The following is a 21,649-nucleotide window of genomic DNA, read 5'->3' as shown; positions in this document are numbered from 1 at the left end:
AAAAACCCAAAAACTGCTTTATGAAAAGATTATTTTTCCTGTTGGCTGCCGGAATCTCGTTGGCTGCCGTCGCACAGGAATCGTCCCAAAATACTTCGCGCGAACGCAACGATAAATTCCGCCAAATGTATGATGTGCTGGCCACGCCCAATATGTACCGCACCGCTTCGGGTGCACCGGGTCCGGAATATTACCAGCAACGGGCCGATTACAAAATCGACATCGAACTCGACGACAAGAACACCAAGATTTTTGGCAACGAAACCATCACCTATCACAACAACGCCAAGGAATCGCTCGATTATCTTTGGATCCAGCTCGACCAGAACCAAAAGGCACGCAGCTCCAAAACCCCGTTGATCCAGGATGAAAAAGCATCGCCTTCGATTGGTGTGAACGATTTTTCGCGCAAATACCTCGAGGAAAAATTCGACGGCGGTTTCCGCATCGAATACGTCAAGGATGCCAACGGCAAACCGATGAAATACACGATCAACGAAACGATGATGCGCATCGATCTCGACCGGCCATTAAAGCACGGCGAGCAGATTTCGCTGTCGATCAAATGGTGGTTCAACGTGATCAATTATTTGGTGGAAGGCAGCCGTTCGGGTTACGAACATTTCGACAAGGACGGCAACAACCTGTACATCATCGCGCAGTTTTACCCAAGAATGGCGGTGTACAACGACGTCGAAGGCTGGCAGAACATGCAGTTCTGGGGCAGCGGCGAATTTGCATTGCCGTTCGGGAATTTCGAGGTCAACATCACCGTGCCCGCCGACCACGTCATGGAAGCGACCGGAACCTTGCAAAACCGCCAGGAAGTCTTTACCGCCGAACAACTCAAACGTTATGCATTGGCCGAGAAGTCATTCGACCAACCCGTGATTGTCGTGACGCAGGCCGAAGCCGAAGCCGCCGAAAAAGGATTTTCTGCCAAGAAAAAGACCTGGAAATTCAAGGCTGAAAACGTACGCGATTTTGGAATTGCAACTTCCAGAAAATTCATTTACGATGCGATGGCCGTGAAATTGGGAGGCAAAAATGTCATGGCCGTTTCGGTCTATCCGAAGGAAGGCAACCCGTTGTGGGAACAATATTCTACGAGAGTCGTTGCGCATACACTCAAAACCTATTCGGCGCATACCTTCGATTATCCGTATCCGAAAGCCGTTTCGGTGCACGCACAGGACCAAGGCATGGAATATCCGATGATTTGTTGGAACTGGGGGCGTCCCGACGAAGACGGAAAATATACCGACCGCGTGAAGTATGGGATGATGACCGTCGTGATGCACGAAGTGGGGCACAATTTCTTTCCGATGATTGTCAATTCCGACGAACGCCAATGGACCTGGATGGACGAAGGACTCAATACTTTCCTGCAATATTTGACCGAAAAAGCCTGGGATCCGGATTATCCATCAGGACGGGGACCGGCCACGAGCATCGTGCCTTACATGAGCGGCGACCCGAAAACCCTCGAACCGATCATGTCGAATTCGGAAAGCATCCGTCAATTTGGCAACAACGCTTATGCAAAACCGGCAGCCGCATTCAATATATTGCGCGAAACAATCATGGGCCGTGAATTGTTCGACTACGCGTTCAAGACCTATGCGAACCGCTGGAAATTCAAGCATCCGACACCAGAGGATTTTTTCAGGACGATGGAAGACGCTTCGGCGGTAGACCTCGATTGGTTCTGGCGTGGCTGGTTTTATACGACCGATTTCAACGACATCGGCATCAAGGAAGTCAAGCGTTTTTTTGTGAGCAACGATCCGCCGGCCAGTTTCCAAAAAAAGGAAGCAGGACGCAAACGCAATACAGAACCTGCACCGATGGTCTATCAAATTGCCGAAGGCAGCGCCGATTTCAAACCCGAAATGGATCAGGCATTCGATGCCAAAAACATCAAGACGCTCGACGATTACCTGCAATCCAAATTTACTGCGGAAGAACGCGCCAAACTCGACACGCCCAAATATTTTTACGAAGTCACGTTCAACAAACCGGGCGGACTCGTGATGCCGATCCTGGTCGATATTACTTTTGAAGATGGGTCGAAGCAAAGCCATACGTTCCCGGCGCAAATCTGGAAATTCAACGATTCACAAGTCTCGCGTACGTTTGCGGTCAAAAAAGCGATTGCCAAAATTGAAATCGACCCGAAACAGGAAACCGCCGATATCGATTTGACCAACAACACTTGGCCCAAGCAAGAAGTGAAATCGAAATTCGACTAAACAAATTATTGTTAATATCAGCTTGGGAAGGCTTTAACTTTGTAAATTTGTGGCCTTATCACAAATGAATCAGCTATGTTTGGAATTGGCGGCGGAGAATTGGTCTTCATCCTTTTTATCGTTTTGATGCTTTTCGGTTCGGATAAAATCCCCGAGATTGCGCGTACCATGGGCAAGGCGATGGCACAGCTCAAGAATGCGACCAACGACATCAAGAGCGAAATCCACAAAGGCATGGAGGAAAACGGCATCAACCAATCGGTGGCCGATATTACTGGAAACATCAATGCCGAAATCAACAAGGCCAAGCAAAACCTCATTGGCGATGCGCCCGACCAACTGACCAAGATCCAAAACGACATCGTGGGCGATTTGCCTGGACAGGTCGCACAATCCAAAGAAGAACTCGACGAATTGACCGGACCGATTAAACGCCAGCGTTAATGATAGACCAAATCCTGGAGCTCGACCGCAGACTTTTTGTTTTCCTGAATTCGTTGGGAAGCGAGCGGTTTGACGGGTTTTGGTTGCTCATTACGAGCCAGGCGAACTGGATCCCGATTTTTTTGATTTTTGCCTATCTGGTTTTCAAAAACCTCGGTTGGAAACATTCGCTGTTGGTATTGGTCATGATTGCCTTGCTCATTTTGATTACCGACCAAACGACGAATCTGTTCAAGAATGGTTTCCAAAGGCTGCGGCCGGGCAGCGATCCTGATTTGGCGCATTTGATCCGTGCGATTGTCAAGCGAAAATCATTCAGTTTTATTTCGGGCCATGCTTCGAATTCGATGGCGGCGGCCATGTTTTTGTTCCTTGTGATGCGCCGACACGTCAAATACACCGGATTCATTTTCCTGTGGCCGCTTATTTTCGCCTACAGCCGTATTTACCTCGGATTGCATTACCCGCTCGATATTTTGTGCGGTTACATTTGGGGAATCGGGATGGCTTTTATCGTTTGGGAAATCTACAAACACACGCACCAACGGTTTTTTCCCGACGAAAAAGAGTTTCTAGATGACACGGCTCATGGTGAGTCCGTCGCGGATCGGCAATAAAACCGTTTCTACACGCGGATCGTTTTTGAGCAGTTCGTTGTATTCCAATAAGACTTTGGTGCTTTTGTCATTCGCTTTGACTTCGCCCAAAATTTTCCCGCTCCACAACACATTGTCCGACAAGATGATGCCGCCCGGGTTCATCATCGGGATGATGGCGTGGAAATAATGGATGTAATTTTCCTTATCGGCGTCTATAAAAACGAGGTCGAATTTTTTGCCAAGCGTCGGAATAATTTCCAAGGCATTGCCCAAATGCTGGTGGATTTGGTTCTTCCACGGCGACAGATCGAAGTATTTGCGTTGGAAATCGTACAATTCTTCGTTGTTGTCGAGCGTGTCGATTGTCCCGTCCTTGGCCAAACCTTCGGCCATGCATAAAGTCGCATAACCCGTATACGTCCCGATTTCGAGGATGTTTTTGGGATGGATGATTTTGGACAGCATGCTCAAAACGCGTCCCTGAAAATGACCGCTGAGCATTCTGGGCTGCAGGATTTTCTGGTGTGTTTCGCGGTTCAATTTCGCGAGTAATTCGGGTTCGTTCTCGGAATGGTTGGCCACGTAATTTTCTAACTGCTCGGAAATGAAGTGCATAATCGTCAAATTTTTCCCAAAGTTATAAAATCGAAATCTACAAAATCGGCAAATAGTCATACTTTTGCAGCATGGAAATCGAAAAGAAAGACATCCGAGCCCTGACCAAAGACCAATTGCGTGATTTTTTCAAGGCAAACGGCGACCAGGCATTCCGTGGCAACCAAGTCTACGAATGGCTGTGGAACAAGGGCGCGCACAGTTTTGACGACATGACCAATGTGGCCAAATCGACGCGCGAGATGCTCGACAAAAACTTCGTGATCAACCACATTAAAGTCGATCAGATGCAGCGCAGCTCGGACGGAACGGTCAAGAATGCGGTGCGACTGCACGATGGTCTGGTCGTCGAATCGGTTTTGATTCCTACCGAAACGCGGACCACGGCTTGTGTTTCCAGTCAAGTCGGGTGCAGTCTCGATTGTAATTTCTGTGCGACGGCGCGACTCAAAAGAATGCGCAACCTCAATCCAGATGAAATCTACGACCAAGTGATTGCCATTGACAAGGAAAGCCGACTCTACCACGGGCATCCCTTGTCGAACATCGTGTTCATGGGCATGGGTGAACCGCTGATGAATTATAACAATGTCATCAAGGCGATCGACAAAATCACGTCGCCCGAAGGTTTGGGCATGTCGCCCAAACGCATCACGGTTTCCACTTCGGGCATCCCGAAAATGATCAAGAAAATGGCCGATGACGAGGTCAAATTCAAACTCGCCGTTTCGTTGCATTCGGCCATTGATGAGATTCGGTCGAAGATCATGCCGTTCAGCGAAAACTTTCCGCTCAAGGATTTGAAGGAAGCCTTGCAATATTGGTACGCGAAAACCAAAAGCAAAATCACCTACGAATATGTCGTTTGGAAGGACATCAATGACAACAAAGCTTCGATTGATGCGCTCGTGAAATTCTGCAAATTTGCGCCGTGCAAGGTCAACCTGATCGAGTACAACCCGATCGATGACGGCGAATTCCAACAAGCCTCCGAAGAATCGATCAATGCCTACATCAGGGCGCTCGAAGCCAACGATATTGTGGTCAAGGTACGCCGCAGCCGGGGCAAGGACATCGATGCCGCCTGCGGGCAATTGGCCAACAAAGAAGCATAAAAAAACCGTCTGCTGGGGACGGTTTTCCATTTCTTAAATTTCAATTTTTTTAGAAGGTAAACGGAAAGACGATCCCGTTGATCGTGACCGTTGCTTCATCGTCACATGCTCCATCGCCATAATCGAGGATGGCCGTGGCGTTGTCGCTGCTGCGGTTATAGGTAACCGTTCCGCTGACAATCCAGTGCAGGCAATTCCATTTGACAATGACCGGACTGTTGACGGTCGCCGTATGGGTGATTCCGGTGGTTGAATTCGAGGTGGTCCAGCTTCCGGTGTAGGCGAAAACATTATCGCTTAGGTTGAGCCAAGTGTCGTATCCATCGGTGAATTCGCGGATGCGTTCGCCATTTCGGGTCAAGACGGTTCCGTTTGGCACAGTGACGGTCAACGCCAAACTGATGGTTGCCTGTGGATGACCGTTTTCGAGAATCCGTTTCACGACGGTACGGTTGCCTTCTACATGACGGTCGTTGTGGTAGAAATTGTCGAACGCATAGGCGATGGTGCGCGTGTCGTTGGCAAAATCATTGGTAAAGGTCAGGATGATTTTTCCGCGGACGCGGTTGCCGTTCCACAAGATGCAGTTGGTGGCTCCAAAATCAATGGTCCTGATCCAGGTATTTCCTTCGACAGTGGTAGTGATGTTTCCGCCGCAAGGTCCTAAGAAACCGGGTTCTGCGCCACGGCCTGAAATCGATTCGTTCGATTGCGATTCGGTGATCTGCAAAACGTCGTCCGATATGTTGTCCATTTCCGAATTGGCCTTTACATCGCTCTGTGTCATCGGTACGGAGACCGCGTTGTTGTCGTCATCGCGGTTGCAGCCGATGGCCAATACCGACAAGACGATTCCGAGTGCTAAAATTTTTGTTTTCATCTATTTATAAGTTTAAAGTTGGCCTAAGACCAATCTTAAAGTTAGATGGTTTAATGCGAAAACGGAAAAAGTTTAAACTGCTTTTAACTTTTGAAATTTTAAATGTTCGGCGTATCTTTGAATGCCGATGAACATTACTTCACAAATAAAACAGCCCATTCGCCAGGAGATGGAACTTTTCGAAAAGAAGTTCTACCAATCGATGACTTCTCAGGTGGCGCTGCTCAACCGAATTACCTATTACATCGTCAACCGCAAGGGCAAACAAATGCGCCCGATGTTCGTGTTCCTGACCGCCAAGATGGTGTCGGGCGGAACGGTCAACGAGCGCACGTACCGCGGGGCTTCGGTAATCGAATTGATCCATACGGCAACATTGGTACATGACGATGTGGTCGATGACAGCAACCGCCGCCGTGGCTTTTTCTCGATCAATGCGTTGTGGAAAAACAAGATTGCGGTATTGGTGGGCGATTATTTGCTCTCGAAAGGTTTGCTGCTTTCGATCGATCACGGCGATTTCGATTTGCTGCGGATCATTTCGGTGGCGGTCCGTGAAATGAGCGAAGGCGAATTGTTGCAGATCGAAAAGGCGAGAAGGCTCGACATTACCGAAGAAGTGTATTACGACATCATCCGTAAAAAAACCGCGACACTCATTGCGGCCTGTTGCGCTTTGGGTGCCAAGTCGGTGATTGAAGACGAAGCCGCGGTGGAAAATATGCGTCATTTTGGTGAACTGATCGGGATGGCGTTCCAGATCAAGGACGATTTGTTCGATTATACCGAGGAAGCCATCGGCAAACCCACCGGAATCGACATCAAGGAGCAAAAAATGACCTTGCCGCTCATTCATGTGCTCAACAATTGTACGCCCAAGGAAAAGACCTGGCTCATCAATTCGATCAAGAACCACAACAAGGACAAGAAACGCGTCAAGGAAGTGATCGCTTTTGTCAAAGAAAGAAACGGTTTGGCTTATGCCGAACAAAAGATGGTCGAATTCCAATACGCCGCGCTCCAATTGATCCAAAATTACCCCGAATCGGAGTTCAAGGAAGCACTGATATTGATGGTGAACTACGTCATTGAAAGAAAAAAATAAAAAAATATTTTTCTCTTAAGCCTTACTGTTGTTGGTCTTTGCAATTTTGAATCATTTAATTTTTAAATTTTTCGATTCCCCATGCAACCATTTTTAGACGCTTTCCGTCTATGCCAATAGAAACACTAACCAATCATTTTGAAGGTAATCAACTTACATCAGGAAGAACACGAAATCATCGCGATGGCCGTCGAAAACAACCGACACGCCCAGCAGAAGATTTATTCCAAGTATGCTTCCAAAATGTTAAGCGTTTGCCGGACGTACACCAAAGATGTACACCACGCCGAAGATTTGATGATTACTGCTTTCATGAAAGTGTTTGCCCACCTCAAGAATTTCGAGCACAAAGGCAGTTTTGAAGGTTGGATCCGCCGAATCATGGTCAACGAATGCATTTCCTATTTGCGGGCACAGAAGAAAGTGAGTTTCCTAGAGGATGAATATTACCAGGAAGACGCGTTCAACAACATTGAAAGCAATTTGAGCGTAGACGATTTGCAAACGCTAATCGATTCGCTGCCAGATGGTTACAAAATGGTGTTCAACCTCTATGCAATCGAGGGCTACAAACACCAGGAAATAGGCCAGATGCTGGGCATCAGCGAAGGCACTTCCAAATCGCAATTGTGCCATGCCCGACGGATGTTGCAGGAACAGGTATTAAGACAAAAAAACTACAGTAATGGAACGGAATCAATTTGAAAAGGAGCTGAAAAATAAAATGGATGCACGCGAGATCATGCCGAGCGACAAGGCTTGGGACCGATTGGATGCGATGCTGGCCGTAGCCGAACAAGAAAAGCCAAAACGCTCTTTTGGTTGGCTCTACATCGCTGCGGGCATTGTCGGTTTTTTGTTCATCGCGACGATTTTTTTCAGCCAAACCGAGGAAGTAGTTGACAAAGGCATACAAAACCAAGTGGTTTTCGAAAGCCCAGTCGATAAAACAGATAAAAAGGCACAAGAACAAATCATCATTCGCGCTACAGATTCTGAGGCGATTGCATCGGCAGCATCAACAAATTCAAAATACAATCATCAATCAAAATCAAATCCAATCAATCACAATCAAAACATCCAAACTGTTGAAGCGATTAACGCCTCTCCTGGCAACGAAAAGTTAATCGCTTCGAACAGTAATCAATCGACAAATTTTGCCAGCAATCAAGTCAAAGAAGAATTGGCAACGGGCAATCAAAAAACGGAACAGCCTGTAACTGCCGCCAAAGTTGACGAACTTTTGGCATCGGTTGCACAAACTCCAGGCGCGAAACCCAAAACCTCGGTCAAGGTCAACGCCAAAAACCTGCTTTCGGAAGTCGATCACCAGGTCAACCTTTCGTTCCGAGAAAAAATGCTGCGCCGCGCCGGTGAAGTCGCCGAGGCGGTCGTCAACAGAAACAACGACTAAATCATTAATCACCTTACTTAATCCTAACAATCATGAGAAATTTTACAATTTACTTATCGTCACTGCTGTGCCTTTTCCTAACGAAATCTTTCGGTCAGGAAACCTTTGAGGACAAGGCCAAAGCCATCGCCGACAAGATCGAAACGATCACCAAAGAAGAAAAAGAGACGCTCAAGCTCGAAATCGAAGCGGTCAATGCCCAACTCGAAAACGGCTCGATCACCAATGCCCAGGCCGATGACAAAAAACTCCAATTGGCCGAATCGCGTGCCAAAAGCATCGAATACCGTGTAGCGGCCGCCAAGAAAGAACTCGACGATCTCGTACAGGAAAAAGTCGACGGCAAAATCGCCGCCAAGGAAACCGAAAAAGAACATACGATTTCGATTCCGGGCGGCTACAAAAACCGCGAATGGGAAAAATGGGAGAAGGAAAACGGCGAAAAACGCACCACATCCCAACTCGTGCTGGCCTTCGGATTCAATAACCTCGTGACCGACGGCGCGGTGGCCAACTCCGATTTCGGTTACGGTCGTTCGCACTTCTTCGAATGGGGTTTGACGTTGAACACCCGCATCTTGCCCAACAACAACCTGCTCCACTTTAAATACGGACTGTCGTTCATGTACAACACGCTCCATGCGACCGACAACCGTTATTTTGTCGACGCGGGCAAGCAAACCGTCATGATGGAATACCCGCTCGGATTGCGCGCCAAAGACACTTATTTCAAGAACGTCTTCCTGACTTTGCCGTTGCACCTCGAATTCGATTTCAGCAAACCCGAAGAAAAAGACGGTAAAAGATTGTTCCGTTCGCACGACGGCTTCCGTTTCGGTCTCGGTGGTTTTGTGGGTTACAATACCAATTCGAAACAATTCCTGTCGTATAAAGTCGACGGCTACCGCATCAAGGAAGAACAAAAAGGCAGTTGGAATGTCGATGACTGGAACTATGGTTTGAGCGCGTATGTCGGTTATGGCCAGGCGAGTTTGTACGTCAAATACGACCTCAATCCGATGTTCAAGGACAATGCGGTCGACCAGCACAACATCTCGGCAGGCATGCGTTTCGACTTCAATTAGTTTGTTATAGAGTTAGTTACATATTTTGGAAGAAGCACTTCGCAAGAGGTGCTTTTTTGTTGGTAGCTATTCCTGCTGTCCGCTCCACCCGAGGCCATAGGCCGAACTGACCGAAGGTAATCTTTTGCCGGCTAAAGAAACCAGCAAAAGGATGCCGCTACCATCAGGGCTAAAAAATGCTTCATAATATGAAGTAAGTTTGTAACTTTGAAACCTGTCAAAAAAGCGCAGGCACTCCAAAATGATCTCAAAATCAACCATCGATACCGTTTTCGAAGTCACCCGCGTCGAGGAAGTGATCGGTGATTTTGTACAGCTCAAACGCGCAGGTAGTAATTTCAAGGGGCTGAGCCCGTTTACCGATGAGCGTTCGCCTTCGTTTATGGTGTCGCCTGTCAAGCAAATCTGGAAAGATTTCTCGTCTGGGAAAGGCGGCAACGCGATTGCCTTTTTGATGGAACACGAACATTTCACTTATCCTGAAGCGATTCGCTATCTCGCCAAGAAATACAACATCGAGATCGAGGAAACCGAACAATCAGCCGAGGAAAAAGCCAACACCGACCTGCGTGAAAGCATGTATTTGGTTTCGGAGTTCGCCAAAGAATATTTCCACAATGTCTTGCTCCACACCGAAGAAGGCAAAGCCATCGGGTATTCCTATTTCAAGGAGCGCGGTTTTACCAATGAAACGATCAAAAAGTTCGGGCTCGGTTATTCGCCCGAAACCTGGGATGCATTTTCCAAGGAAGCGCTCGGCAAAGGTTACAAACTGGAATTTCTTGAAAGTACCGGATTGACGATCAACAAAGAAGAACGTTTGATCGATCGTTTTCGCGGCCGCGTCATGTTCCCGATCCAAAGCATGTCAGGACGTACGCTCGGTTTCGGTGGAAGGATTTTGACCAACGACAAGAAAGCCGCCAAGTACCTGAACTCTCCAGAAAGCGATATTTACCACAAGAGTAAAGTCCTTTATGGGATTTACCACGCCAAACAGGCGATTGCCAAACAAAATAATTGTTATTTGGTGGAAGGTTACACCGATGTGATCCAGTTCAACCAGGCCGGCGTGGAAAACGTCGTGGCTTCCTCTGGAACGGCTTTGACACCGGACCAGATTCGGCTCATCAACCGATTGACCAAAAATATCACGGTGCTTTTCGACGGCGATGCAGCCGGTTTGCGCGCGTCGATTCGAGGCATCGACCTGATTCTCGAGGAAGGCATGAACGTCAAGGTTTGTACGTTCCCGGATGGGGAAGACCCGGACAGTTTTGCCAAGAAATCGTCGTATGAGGAATTGCTCGCTTATCTCGAGCACAACGCCAAGGATTTTATCCAGTTCAAGGCGTCTTTGCTCATGGATGAAGCCAAGAACGACCCGGTCAAGAAAGCCGACCTGATCCGCGATATGGTGGTCAGTATTTCCAAGATCAAGGACCGCATCCAGCGTGAAATCTACATCCAGGAAACCTCGCGCATCATGGATATTTCCGAACAGGTCTTGCTCAATACGTTGGCCCAACTCGTCCAGAAAGACCTCAAGGAAGCCGGTAAAAATCTCAAGGAAGAACAGCAGAAAGCATTCGAGGTGGTCAAGAATGACGAACCGCTACCGCAGGAAAAAATCGATGTGCAATACGAACTCGAGCGCAGAATCATCGAAATTTTATTGCTTTACGGACATAAAAGCGAAGATTTCGAGGATGTGATCCTCAAAACCAATGAAGAAGGCGAAATCGAAATGGCTTCCGAAACCAAGGAGTACAAAGTCTACCAACGCATTTATTTGAGCTTGCAGGAAGATGAGGTTGAATTGGCCAATCCGTTGTTCCGGGCTATTTACAACGATTTGATCAATTATTTCCACCAGAACGAGACGTTCAGCATCGAACAGTATTTGGCGCAATTGCCGCCTGAATTCTCCGCCGAGGTGACCGATATCTTGATGAACGAGGAACAGCAGGCGCTACACAATTGGGAAGGCCAGCAGATCATCGTCAAGCTCAAGGACCAAACCATCGGGCAATACGTATCGGAAACCATCCTGACCTTGCGGTGGTTTCTCGTGAGTAAAATCATTGAAGAACTCAAAGGGGAAATCTCAAACGAGCCCGATGCCGACAATACCGAACCCTTGTCGATGGCCATGGATTACCACAAACTGATCAATACTTTTTCGAAAAAATTGGGGAGAGTAATGTCGCGCTATAATTAAACGATTTCGAGGGTTTTTGCTTTATTGACCAGGTCTACGAGGTTGGTGACGTTCAGTTTGGTAAGCAAACGCAGTTTGTACGTACTGATTGTTTTCTCATTGAGGCCCAAAATGGCCGAAATCTCATTGTTCTTTTTGCCGTTGCTCAAATAACGCAGCACCTCGATTTCGCGGTTCGACAATTTGCGGTACAAACGCTCGCTCTTGTTCTGTTTGGCGATCAAGGCTAGGTTTTTCTTGATGGTTTCGTTCAGGATGACATTGCCCTGGTGTACTTTCATGATCGCAATCCCGAGGCTTTCGAGTTTGGAGGTCTTGTGTACATAACCGGCAACACCAGCTTTAATTGCGTTGGGGGCATATATCTGTTCCGAAAAACTACTGAAGACGATGATCTTGGTTTTCGTGTAATTTTTAATGATTGCCTTTAACTCATATATACTGGAGAGTCCGTCCAAATCTAAATCCAGAACCAGGACATCAATCTCTTTCGTATACAGAACGTCTTTCACCATAGAAAAATTCCCTACATTGGCTACAATGCTGATGTCTATGTGATCCTTAAAGTACGATTTGACTCCAAAATGGACAACAGGATAATTGTCTGCTAAACAAACTCTAATCATATCTATTGCTTTTAATTAATTTGTTAGAAATCAGTTGCTAATTTAGTTAAAAAAAACATAAAGTTTCTAATATTTTAGATAAAATGCCATTAATCCCGATTAACTAAACAAATCGGTATCGCATTCATTTTGTGTTGGTTAGATTTGTTTAGGCGTTTGTATATCTCGAACACCGACTTTTCACGTCCTGTGAAATCGTCAATCGTTTTCCCGGTTTCGCTCTGTAGCATCGCCCATTCGAGTTCGTCGTAGCTTGCGCCGAGCTGGTCTTCATCGGTACGGTCGTCGCCGAATAAGCCATCGGTAGGGGCCGCTTTCTGGATGGATTCGGGTACGTTGAGGTATTTTGCCAAGGCATACACATCCGATTTCATCAAATCGGCAATCGGACTCAAATCGACGCCGCCGTCGCCGTATTTGGTAAAGAATCCGACACCAAAATCCTCGACTTTATTACCGGTGCCGGCCACGAGCAAGCCATAGATCCCGGCGTAATAATACAAAGTGGTCATGCGCAGGCGCGCGCGTGTGTTGGCCAAAGAAAGATTCAATTTAACGCTATCGGTATCTTCGGGCACCACTTGTTTGAAATGTTCGAACACCTGGGTAAGTTCGGTTTCGGCTCGGTCCACATTCGGAAAACGCTGCATCAACTGCTCGATGTGCTGGCGTCCGCGGCTCACTTGACTCTGCGCCTGGTGGATTGGCATCTCGACGCACAAGACCTTGAGTCCCGTCTGCGCGCAAAGCGTAGAAGTAACCGCCGAATCGATTCCGCCCGAAATCCCCACAACAAATCCGTTCACTTTGGCATTTGTCGCATATTCCTTGAGCCAATTCACGATTTGACCATTGACTTTCTCGGCATTGATGGGCGCTAATTTTTGCATAGTATTTAGAAATTTTAAAAGATGTCCGTGTATATTTGCAAACTTAAATAATATTACCGCACTGACAGAATCCTAAGGCTAATTTACGTTAAGAAATGAAGAAAATATTTACATTATTCGCATTGGTTGTTGCCTTATATTCGTGTAATCAGAAGTCGCAGGTCGAAAAAGCGGTCGAAGAAATCCCGATGAGCCTCAAGGTGGAGCGTTTCGACAAGGCTTTCTTTGAGACCAAACCCGAGGATCTAGGCCAACTCAAAAGCGAATATCCGTATTTCTTTCCGCAAGGAACCGACGATAAAATCTGGATTGACAAGATGCAAAACCCGCAGTGGCGCGAATTGTATGGCGAAGTACAGAAAAAGTTCGGCAATTTCAACACCCAAACCGAACAAATCGAAGAACTTTTCAAACACATCGAATACTATTTCCCAAAGACCAAAAAGCCCAAGGTGATTACCATGATTGCCGATATGGATTACAACACCAAAGCGATTTATGCCGACAGCCTCGTGATCGTTTCCCTTGAGTTGTATCTCGGTAAAACCCACCGTTTCTATCAATTCCCGGAATATTTGAAACAGAATTTCGAGCCAAACCAAATCCTGCCCGATATCGTGAGCAGTTTTACCGCGCGCAAGATTCCGCCGCCGACCGACAACACCTTGCTGTCGTACATGGTTTACGCCGGAAAGGAATTGTACCTCAAAGACATCCTATTGCCCGAATACAGCGATGCCGACAAGATGGGCTACAAACCCCAGCAAATCACCTGGTGCCAGGAGAACGAAGGCTATATGTGGCGTTATTTTATCGACGACCAATTGTTGTACAGCACCGACCAGAAATTGTTGCCGCGTTTCATCAACCCTGCGCCGTTTTCCAAATTCTATCTCGAGATCGACAATGAATCACCGGGCCGTGTAGGGGCGTGGCTCGGTTGGCAGATTGTACGCGCCTACATGGAAAACAACAAGGTTTCGATCCAACAAATGCTCATGACCGACAGTAAAGAACTGTTCGAAAAATCCAAATACAAACCCAAGAAAAATGCCGAATAAAATCACTTCCGAAATCAAATTCAACATCGAACTCGACGAAAATCGCGTGCCCGAAAAACTGAGCTGGACTGCCAAAGATGGTGGGGTCAACAACGAAGAAGCCAAGGCGATTTTGCTTTCCATCTGGGACAGCAAGGCGCAGGAGACACTGCGCATCGATTTGTGGACCAAGGACATGCCGGTCGACGAAATGAAGAAGTTCTTCCACCAGACTTTGGTGGCCATGTCAGACACTTTTAAACGCGCCACCGACGATGAAAAGATGGCCGATACGATGAAAGATTTCTGCGATTATTTTGCGGAAAAGATGGATTTGATGAAGTAAATCCTAGAATTCGTTGGCGTTCTTGAAAATCTCCTGATTCAATTCGTCGATGTATTCCAAAACCGAATCCCTGCCGGTGGCTTCGAGCGATGAAGTCACAAAATACTGCGGCATTTCTTCCCAACCGTCGGCATGCATCGATTTGCGGTAAGCGGCGATGTGCGAATCGATCTTGGTCTTGCTGATTTTATCGGCCTTGGTGAAGATGATGCAAAACGGGATTTCGCTTTCGCCCATGTACGCCATGAATTCCAAATCGATTTTTTGCGCCTCGTGGCGGATGTCGATCAATACAAAGCCGCAAACAAGCTGCTCGCGTCGCTCGAAGTAATCGGTGATGAATTGCTGGAACACCGATTTCGTTTTCTTTGAAAACCTTCGCATAACCATAACCCGGCAAATCCACCAAAAACCAATTGCTGTTGATCTTGAAGTGGTTGATGAGCTGTGTTTTCCCCGGTTTTCCTGAAGTCTTGGCCAAATTCTTATGATTCGTCAGCATGTTGATCAGCGACGATTTTCCCACATTCGACCGCCCGATAAAAGCATATTCGGGAAGCATTTCTGCGGGGCATTTGCTTGCGTCGGAGTTGCTGACGATAAATTCGGCACTGTTGATTTTCATATCCAAAAATTTAAAAGCAAAGGTAAAAAGAAACCGCTGAGGTGCAGCGGTTTTATGATTTAAAGATGAGCGGCGCCTTGTCGGTGAGCCATTCGTGCATGATTTTGTTGAATTCGTCCGGATGTTCCATCATCGCGGCGTGTCCGCATTTGTCGATCCAGTACAGCCAGGAATGCGGCAGCAATTCATGGAATTCTTCGGCCACTTCTGGCGGAGTCACTTTATCGTTCCGGCCCCAGATAATGCAAGTCGGGACGTGCATTTTGGGCAAATCCTTGGCCATGTTGTGACGGATAGCGCTTTTGGCGATCGTGAGCGTCTTGATCAATTTCATGCGGTCGTTGGCCATGGTGTAGACTTCTTCCACGATTTCGGGCGTCGCTACTTTCGGGTCGTAAAACACGTCCTCGGCTTTTTTCTGGATGTAATCGCGGTCGCCACGGCGTGGATAACTGTCGCCCATCGCGCTTTCGTACAGTCCGGAACTTCCGGTGATGATCAGGCCAAGCATCTTCTCGGGATACATTTTCGCATGGTACAACGCGATGTGTCCGCCCAATGAATTGCCGAGCAAAATCACACGGTCAAATTTTTTGTAGGTAATGAAATCCTTAACGAATTTGGCAAAAGCCTTGACGTTGGTTTTGAGGATGTTCTGCGTGTAAATCGGCAATTCGGGAATCACGACTTTGTAGCCTTGCTGCGGGAAATAGTTGGCTACGCCATCAAAATTACTCAAACCGCCCATGAGGCCGTGCAAGATGATGATGGGCGTGCCTTCGCCGGCTTCGAAATACTTGTATTTTCCGTCTTTAATTAAGTTTTCCATGGATGCTTGTTGGCTTTTTTGCCAATACTTGGGCGGGACAAATATAAGATTTTATACCTAAATGTTAACGTCGCAGTGCATTATTTGGATTTTTTAAACAGAACCCGGCAGAAATAACATCCTGATAAACAAATCTTCCAAAATTTTAAATTTTTGTCAAGATTTTGCCTCAAACAAATTCATTTCCGAACGCATCATTTCCAATATTCTTAATTTCTTAACAATTTGTTAAACGTCTGACTATGACTGAAAAAGCCATTGGGTTTGTTTTAGGGTCAGAAGTGGTAAAACTTATCAACAAAGTGGTAGATTGTGGTAAATTGTGGTAAAATATTTTTATTTTTGCTGATAATCATTTAAAGCCAAATCGTGAATTCCATCGTTGGAACATATGAATGTAAGGTCGATGCCAAAGGGAGGCTGCTGTTGCCGGCGCCGCTCAAGAAGCAATTGTCGGCCGGTTTGCAGGACGGTTTCGTCCTCAAGCGTTCGGTGTTCCAGCCCTGTCTCGAACTCTATCCGATGTCAGAATGGAATCTGATGATGCAAAAAATCAACAAGCTCAACCGTTTCGTCAAGAAGAACAATGATTTCATCCGTCGCTTCACCGCCGGGGTCAAAATCATTGAAGTCGATGATCTCGGTCGGATCCTGATTGCCAAGGATTTGGCGGTTTTTGCAAACATCAGCAAAGATGTGGTGTTGTCTTCCGCTGTGAATATTGTCGAGATATGGGATAAGGATATGTATGAAAAAGCAATCGATGATTCTGTAATCGACTTCGCTGACCTGGCCGAAGACGTAATGGGAAATGTAAATGATGACGATAATGGACTATCATAATCCGGTATTGCTCCACCCGACCGTGGATGGACTCGGCATCAAGCCCGATGGGATTTATGTCGACGTCACTTTCGGCGGTGGCGGCCACTCCAAAGAGATTTTAAAACGTTTGGGTCCGAACGGGAAACTGTTCGCCTTCGACCAAGACGAGGATGCTTTGGAAAATGCCATTGCGGACGACCGTTTCACTTTGATCAACGAAAATTTCCGATTCATCAAACGATTCCTGCGCTTTCATGGCGTGAAGGAAGTGGATGGGATTTTGGCTGATTTGGGCGTTTCCTCGCATCAATTCGATGTGGCCGAGCGCGGATTTTCGACGCGTTTCGATGCCGAACTCGACATGCGCATGAACCAGAAAAGTGAACTCAGCGCCTACCATGTCATCAACGAATACGACCACGCTGGTCTGACCCGATTGTTTGTCGACTACGGCGAACTCAAGAACGGTCCGGCCATCGCGCGTGTCATTATAGAAGCCCGGGAATCGCACCCGATCAAAAATACCGAACAACTGAAATCCGTGTTAAGCCGCTTTTTGCCCCAGCACAAAAGCAACAAGATTCTCGCCCAGATCTACCAGGCTATCCGAATTGAGGTCAACCAGGAAATGGATGTGCTCAAGGAATTTCTCGAACAATCGCTTGAGATTCTCAAGCCCGGCGGCCGGCTCAGTGTGATTTCGTATCATTCTTTGGAAGATCGTTTGGTGAAAAGATTTGTCAAAAACGGAATGTTCGAGGGTGAACCCGAACGCGATTTCTTCGGGAATTTCTCGGTGCCGTTCAAGACCATCGAAAAACTGATTGTGCCAAATGAGGCCGAAATCCAAGTGAACAACCGCGCGAGAAGCGCCAAACTGAGGGTGGCAGAAAAAATATAGGCGATGGCAGAAGAAAAGAAAATGAAGCACGGCGTCTACAGCATTTTAAAGGCGCGCTACCTGATCAACGAAGACGCAAACGCGGCCAAGAACTGGCGTTTCATCGTATTCCTGATTTTGCTTGCCATTTTGATGATTGCCAACACCCAGCGTTACGAACAAAAAGTATTTAAAATCATAGCCTTGACCAGCGAAGTAAAGGAATTGCGTTCCGAATTCGTCGACAGGCGCTCCGAATTGATGAAACTAAAAATGGAATCGACGGTTTCGGCCCAAATGGAGGCCAAGGAAATCTTCCCGTCCTCGGTTCCGCCTACAAAGATCAAAGTCAAAAAAGAAGAAGAAAAAGGATTTTTCAGCAAGCTATGGTAGCAGAAGACAAGCACATATCTTACCGCATGTATCTCGTGGCTTTCGGGATGTTTCTCGTAGCGATTGCCATTGCGATCAAGCTGTCGAACATCCAGTGGGTCGAGGGCGATTACTACCGCAATTTGGCGAAGGAACGCACCGTGCGCAATTTTGTCATTCCGGCCAATAAAGGAAACGTCTATTCTTCCGATGGCAGTTTGCTCGCGACTTCGATCCCGAATTACGACATCCGTTTCGATGCGGTCGCGCCCAAAGCCGAACATTTCGAGAAAAACGTCAAGCCATTGGCTGATTCGCTGTCGATGCTGCTCGGCAAACCCTCGTCTTTTTACCAATCTGAATTAAGGAAAGCGCGCTCGAATAAAAACCGCTACTACCTCATTGCGCGCGGTCTGAGCTATACGCAGTACATTCAGATGAAAAGCTTTCCGCTGTTCAACCTCGGTGCCTACAAAGGCGGTATCATCACCGAGCAGGAAACCGTGCGCGAATACCCGATCGGAAAAATCGCGTGGAGAACTATCGGTTACGAACGCATCAACGAAAAAGGACAGCACGTCGGCAAAGGCATCGAATGGGCGTACCGCAAATACCTGAACGGCAAGGACGGCAAAATCCTCAAGCAGAAAATCGCCAAAGGCCAATGGAAACCGATCCGCGATGTCAATGAAGTCGAGCCGCAGGACGGTTACGACGTGACTTCGACCATCGACGTCTACATCCAGGACATTGCGCACCATGCGCTCCTGAAGCAATTGCAGAAATACAAAGCCGACCACGGTTGTGTCGTCGTGATGGAAACCAAAACGGGCTACGTCAAGGCGATTGCCAACCTCGGCCGCGACAATAAAACCGACAGTACTTATTACGAAACCGAAAATTACGCAATCCGTGAATCGCACGAACCCGGTTCGACCTACAAGCTCGCCGATTTGATGGCGCTTCTCGAAGACAAAAAAGCCGATACGAGCGATGTGTATGACAGCCAAGGGGGAACGGTGATTTACCGCGGCAAAAAAGTGCGCGATTCGCACGAAGGCGGTTACGGCAAGATTTCGCTCGGGCGCGGATTCGAAGTATCGTCGAACACCGTTTTGGTACAGGCCGTTTACAATGCGTACAAGGACGACCCGAAACAATTTGTCGATCACCTCAATGATTTCGGACTCAACAAATCACTCGGACTGCCATTCGAAGGCGAGGGCAAACCGTACATTCCGCAGCCGGGCGACAAACATTGGAGTGCCATTTCACTGCCGTGGATGGCATTTGGCTACGGGGTTTCGATTACGCCTTTGCAAACGCTGACGTATTACAATGCGGTGGCCAACAATGGCGAAATGGTCAAGCCGCAATTCGTTTCGGAAATCAAGGAATGGAACAAGACCATCAAGAAATTCGACAAGGAAGTCATCAACCCGAAAATCTGCTCGGACGAGACGCTCAAGAAATTGCACGACGTGCTCGAACGCGTCGTCAAGTTCGGAACCGGTTCGAAATTGTATTCGAAAGATTTCTCGATGGCCGGAAAAACGGGAACCGCGCAGGCGAACTACAACCGCAAGGACGGCACAGAGAAACATTACATTTCCTCCTTCGTGGGTTATTTCCCGGCCGAAAATCCGAAATATTCTTGCATCGTGGTCGTTCACGAACCCAATACTTCGGGCAACAATTACTATGGTGCCGATGTAGCCGGTCCTGTGTTTAAAAGAATCGCGCAGAAAATTTTCACCGACGCGCCTTCGATGAACGAGATCAAAAACCTGAACAAAAAAGACGGCAAGACCGAAAAATTATACGCCGAATATTACAACAAAGCCGCAGAAAAACACGCGACTGTGCCGAATTTAAAAGGGATGTCCGGAATGGATGCCGTGGCCTTGCTCGGAAACCTCGGCATGAAAGTAAAAGTCATTGGCATCGGGAAAGTCAAAAGACAATCGATTTTGCCGGGACAAAATTTAGACAAAAACGCAACCATCATACTCGAATTATCGTGATCCTGCTCAAAGACATATTATATAAGGTTTCGATTGAGGCGGTCAAAGGCTCGACCGAAATCGCCATTGGCAAACTCGATTTCGATTCGAGGAAAATAGCCAACAACGACGTGTTCATTGCAATCCGCGGTTCGGTTTCGGATGGACATGAATACATCGAAAAGGCCATTTCGCTCGGTGCTACGGCTGTTGTTTGCGACATCTTGCCGGCCGATGCGCACGACCATGTGACCTACATTCTGGTCAAGGACACCAACAAGGCGTTGGCACACATGGCAGCGAATTATTTCGACAATCCGTCGCAGCATTTGAAATTGGTCGGGATTACGGGTACGAATGGCAAAACGACGATTGCGTCCTTGCTCTATCAATTGTTCAAGAAAGCGGGTTATAAGGTCGGATTGATTTCGACGGTCAAAATTTTGGTCGACGAACTCGAATTCAAGGCCACGCATACGACCCCTGATTCGATCACGATCAACAATTTCCTGCGCGACATGGTCGATGCGGGCGTCGATTATTGTTTCATGGAAGTGTCGTCTCACGGCATCCATCAAAAAAGGACCGAAGGTTTGCAATTTGCCGGAGGCGTGTTTACGAATCTGTCGCACGATCACCTCGATTACCATCCGACGTTTGCCGATTACCGCGATGTCAAGAAATCGTTTTTCGACGGATTACCGAAACAGGCATTCGCACTGACCAACACCGACGACAAGAACGGCCCGGTCATGTTGCAAAATACGTCCGCGAGAAAGTTGACCTACGCCTTGAAATCGTATGCCGATTACCGTGCGCAGATTCTCGAAAACCAATTGTCGGGTTTGTTGCTCAAAGTCAATGACAATGAAGTTTGGGTGCGACTCATCGGAACATTCAACGCCTACAACCTGCTTGCGATTTACGGAACGGCAGTCGAACTCGGACTCGATTCGCTCGAAGTTTTAAGATTGTTGTCGGAACTCGAAAGTGTTTCGGGAAGATTCCAGTTCATCATCTCGACCGAAAAAATCACTGCGATTGTCGATTACGCCCACACGCCCGATGCTTTGGAAAATGTGCTCAAGACCATCAACGACATCCGCACCAAAAACGAACAATTGATTACGGTGGTAGGTTGTGGCGGCGACCGCGACAAGACCAAGCGCCCGATCATGGCCAACATCGGTTCGACGATGAGCGATAAACTCATCATCACCTCGGACAATCCACGCACCGAAGATCCGCAAGTGATCATCGCCGAAATGGAAGCCGGTGTCGAACCACAGAATTACAAAAAAACGATCTCGATTGTCGACCGCAAGCAAGCGATTAAAACCGCCTGCCAGCTCGCCAATCCGAACGATATCATCCTCATTGCAGGAAAAGGACACGAGACCTATCAGGAAATCAACGGTGTGCGCCATGATTTTGACGATATGAAGATTGTAAAGGAATTGCTTGAAAGAACTCCATAAATAGA

The 21,649-nt window shown here is 47.4% G+C and carries 23 protein-coding genes; 16 read left to right on the top strand and 7 right to left on the bottom strand.

Translation table 11 applies throughout. The features are described 5' to 3' along the window. The first annotated feature begins 20 nt into the window (after positions 1-20). From QM717_RS01670 to QM717_RS01660, 3 genes are all read left to right on the top strand, one after another. Positions 21-2,252 carry a M1 family metallopeptidase gene (locus tag QM717_RS01670; RefSeq protein WP_415034188.1) on the top strand — a complete coding sequence of 744 codons (2,232 nt, stop codon included), beginning with the start codon at positions 21-23 and terminating at the stop codon, positions 2,250-2,252. A 75-nt stretch (positions 2,253-2,327) separates the two neighbouring features. Then, complete coding sequence (locus QM717_RS01665) at positions 2,328-2,696, top strand: twin-arginine translocase TatA/TatE family subunit (RefSeq protein ID WP_415034186.1); 369 nt, start codon at positions 2,328-2,330, stop codon at positions 2,694-2,696. Continuing rightward, positions 2,696-3,313 carry a phosphatase PAP2 family protein gene (locus QM717_RS01660; RefSeq protein WP_415034184.1) on the top strand — a complete coding sequence of 206 codons (618 nt, stop codon included), beginning with the start codon at positions 2,696-2,698 and terminating at the stop codon, positions 3,311-3,313. Before QM717_RS01665 ends, QM717_RS01660 begins: the two co-directional genes overlap by 1 nt. Here the strand turns inward: QM717_RS01660 and QM717_RS01655 are convergent. Beyond that, positions 3,269-3,910 carry an O-methyltransferase gene (locus QM717_RS01655; RefSeq protein WP_415034182.1) on the bottom strand — a complete coding sequence of 214 codons (642 nt, stop codon included), beginning with the start codon at positions 3,908-3,910 and terminating at the stop codon, positions 3,269-3,271. The genes QM717_RS01660 and QM717_RS01655 overlap by 45 nt on opposite strands. 71 nt (positions 3,911-3,981) lie before the next feature. Between QM717_RS01655 and rlmN the strand changes: the two genes are divergently transcribed. After that, positions 3,982-5,025 carry a 23S rRNA (adenine(2503)-C(2))-methyltransferase RlmN gene (rlmN, locus tag QM717_RS01650; protein WP_415034180.1) on the top strand — a complete coding sequence of 348 codons (1,044 nt, stop codon included), beginning with the start codon at positions 3,982-3,984 and terminating at the stop codon, positions 5,023-5,025. A 49-nt stretch (positions 5,026-5,074) separates the two neighbouring features. Here rlmN and QM717_RS01645 read toward each other — a convergent pair whose 3' ends face one another. Next, positions 5,075-5,905: a hypothetical protein gene (locus QM717_RS01645; protein ID WP_415034178.1), complete on the bottom strand. Its 831-nt coding sequence runs from the start codon at positions 5,903-5,905 to the stop codon at positions 5,075-5,077. Between the two features lie 127 nt (positions 5,906-6,032). Here QM717_RS01645 and QM717_RS01640 point away from each other — a divergent pair, with 127 nt between their 5' ends. The 5 genes from QM717_RS01640 to dnaG all read left to right on the top strand — a co-directional run bounded on the left by QM717_RS01640 (position 6,033) and on the right by dnaG (position 11,730). Next, positions 6,033-7,010: a polyprenyl synthetase family protein gene (locus tag QM717_RS01640; RefSeq protein WP_415034176.1), complete on the top strand. Its 978-nt coding sequence runs from the start codon at positions 6,033-6,035 to the stop codon at positions 7,008-7,010. Between the two features lie 138 nt (positions 7,011-7,148). Then, positions 7,149-7,715, top strand: coding sequence for an RNA polymerase sigma factor (locus QM717_RS01635; RefSeq protein WP_415034174.1), 567 nt, complete (start codon positions 7,149-7,151; stop codon positions 7,713-7,715). After that, entirely contained in the window at positions 7,696-8,424 is a 729-nt protein-coding gene (locus QM717_RS01630) for a hypothetical protein (RefSeq protein WP_415034173.1), read from the top strand. Before QM717_RS01635 ends, QM717_RS01630 begins: the two co-directional genes overlap by 20 nt. A gap of 32 nt (positions 8,425-8,456) precedes the next feature. Then, positions 8,457-9,509 (top strand): hypothetical protein, encoded by a 1,053-nt coding sequence (locus tag QM717_RS01625; RefSeq protein ID WP_415034171.1) that lies wholly within the window; start codon positions 8,457-8,459, stop codon positions 9,507-9,509. A gap of 241 nt (positions 9,510-9,750) precedes the next feature. After that, complete coding sequence (gene dnaG / locus QM717_RS01620; RefSeq protein WP_415034169.1) at positions 9,751-11,730, top strand: DNA primase; 1,980 nt, start codon at positions 9,751-9,753, stop codon at positions 11,728-11,730. Here dnaG and QM717_RS01615 read toward each other — a convergent pair. Then, the gene (locus QM717_RS01615; RefSeq protein ID WP_415034167.1) at positions 11,727-12,356 is read right to left on the bottom strand and encodes a LuxR C-terminal-related transcriptional regulator; all 630 of its coding nucleotides are present in this window, start codon (positions 12,354-12,356) and stop codon (positions 11,727-11,729) included. The genes dnaG and QM717_RS01615 overlap by 4 nt on opposite strands. A gap of 89 nt (positions 12,357-12,445) precedes the next feature. Beyond that, a complete protein-coding gene (nadE, locus tag QM717_RS01610) occupies positions 12,446-13,246 on the bottom strand; it encodes an NAD(+) synthase (protein ID WP_415034165.1) in 801 nt (266 codons plus the stop codon). A 95-nt stretch (positions 13,247-13,341) separates the two neighbouring features. Between nadE and gldB the strand changes: the two genes are divergently transcribed. Then, on the top strand, positions 13,342-14,307 hold the full coding sequence (gene gldB, locus QM717_RS01605; protein ID WP_415034163.1) for a gliding motility lipoprotein GldB: 966 nt from the start codon (positions 13,342-13,344) through the stop codon (positions 14,305-14,307). Further along, positions 14,297-14,632: a gliding motility protein GldC gene (gene gldC / locus QM717_RS01600; protein ID WP_415034161.1), complete on the top strand. Its 336-nt coding sequence runs from the start codon at positions 14,297-14,299 to the stop codon at positions 14,630-14,632. Before gldB ends, gldC begins: the two co-directional genes overlap by 11 nt. A 3-nt stretch (positions 14,633-14,635) precedes the next feature. Here gldC and QM717_RS01595 read toward each other — a convergent pair whose 3' ends face one another. The 3 genes from QM717_RS01595 to QM717_RS01585 all read right to left on the bottom strand — a co-directional run bounded on the left by QM717_RS01595 (position 14,636) and on the right by QM717_RS01585 (position 16,086). Continuing rightward, positions 14,636-14,878 (bottom strand): hypothetical protein, encoded by a 243-nt coding sequence (locus tag QM717_RS01595; RefSeq protein ID WP_415034159.1) that lies wholly within the window; start codon positions 14,876-14,878, stop codon positions 14,636-14,638. After that, positions 14,820-15,194 carry a GTP-binding protein gene (locus QM717_RS01590; RefSeq protein WP_415034910.1) on the bottom strand — a complete coding sequence of 125 codons (375 nt, stop codon included), beginning with the start codon at positions 15,192-15,194 and terminating at the stop codon, positions 14,820-14,822. Before QM717_RS01590 ends, QM717_RS01595 begins: the two co-directional genes overlap by 59 nt. 115 nt (positions 15,195-15,309) lie before the next feature. Further along, positions 15,310-16,086, bottom strand: coding sequence for an alpha/beta fold hydrolase (locus tag QM717_RS01585; RefSeq protein ID WP_415034157.1), 777 nt, complete (start codon positions 16,084-16,086; stop codon positions 15,310-15,312). Between the two features lie 369 nt (positions 16,087-16,455). On the opposite strand from QM717_RS01585, the gene mraZ reads away from it, so the two are divergent. Genes mraZ through QM717_RS01560 form a run of 5 tightly spaced genes read left to right on the top strand, consistent with a single transcriptional unit; the run spans position 16,456 to position 21,644 of the window. Further along, positions 16,456-16,929: a division/cell wall cluster transcriptional repressor MraZ gene (gene mraZ, locus QM717_RS01580; protein ID WP_415034155.1), complete on the top strand. Its 474-nt coding sequence runs from the start codon at positions 16,456-16,458 to the stop codon at positions 16,927-16,929. After that, positions 16,904-17,812: a 16S rRNA (cytosine(1402)-N(4))-methyltransferase RsmH gene (gene rsmH / locus QM717_RS01575; protein ID WP_415034153.1), complete on the top strand. Its 909-nt coding sequence runs from the start codon at positions 16,904-16,906 to the stop codon at positions 17,810-17,812. Before mraZ ends, rsmH begins: the two co-directional genes overlap by 26 nt. Before the next feature lie 21 nt (positions 17,813-17,833). Beyond that, positions 17,834-18,184: an FtsL-like putative cell division protein gene (locus tag QM717_RS01570; RefSeq protein ID WP_415034908.1), complete on the top strand. Its 351-nt coding sequence runs from the start codon at positions 17,834-17,836 to the stop codon at positions 18,182-18,184. Further along, positions 18,178-20,187 carry a penicillin-binding protein gene (locus QM717_RS01565; RefSeq protein ID WP_415034151.1) on the top strand — a complete coding sequence of 670 codons (2,010 nt, stop codon included), beginning with the start codon at positions 18,178-18,180 and terminating at the stop codon, positions 20,185-20,187. Before QM717_RS01570 ends, QM717_RS01565 begins: the two co-directional genes overlap by 7 nt. Continuing rightward, on the top strand, positions 20,184-21,644 hold the full coding sequence (locus QM717_RS01560; RefSeq protein WP_415034149.1) for a UDP-N-acetylmuramoyl-L-alanyl-D-glutamate--2,6-diaminopimelate ligase: 1,461 nt from the start codon (positions 20,184-20,186) through the stop codon (positions 21,642-21,644). Before QM717_RS01565 ends, QM717_RS01560 begins: the two co-directional genes overlap by 4 nt. Positions 21,645-21,649 lie beyond the last annotated feature (5 nt).

The sequence above is a fragment of the Flavobacterium sp. genome (assembly GCF_047602195.1).
Taxonomy (GTDB): Bacteria; Bacteroidota; Bacteroidia; order Flavobacteriales; family Flavobacteriaceae; genus Flavobacterium.
The sequence above is the reverse complement of the archived record's forward strand: the minus strand, read 5'-3'. Positions and strand labels throughout refer to the sequence as shown.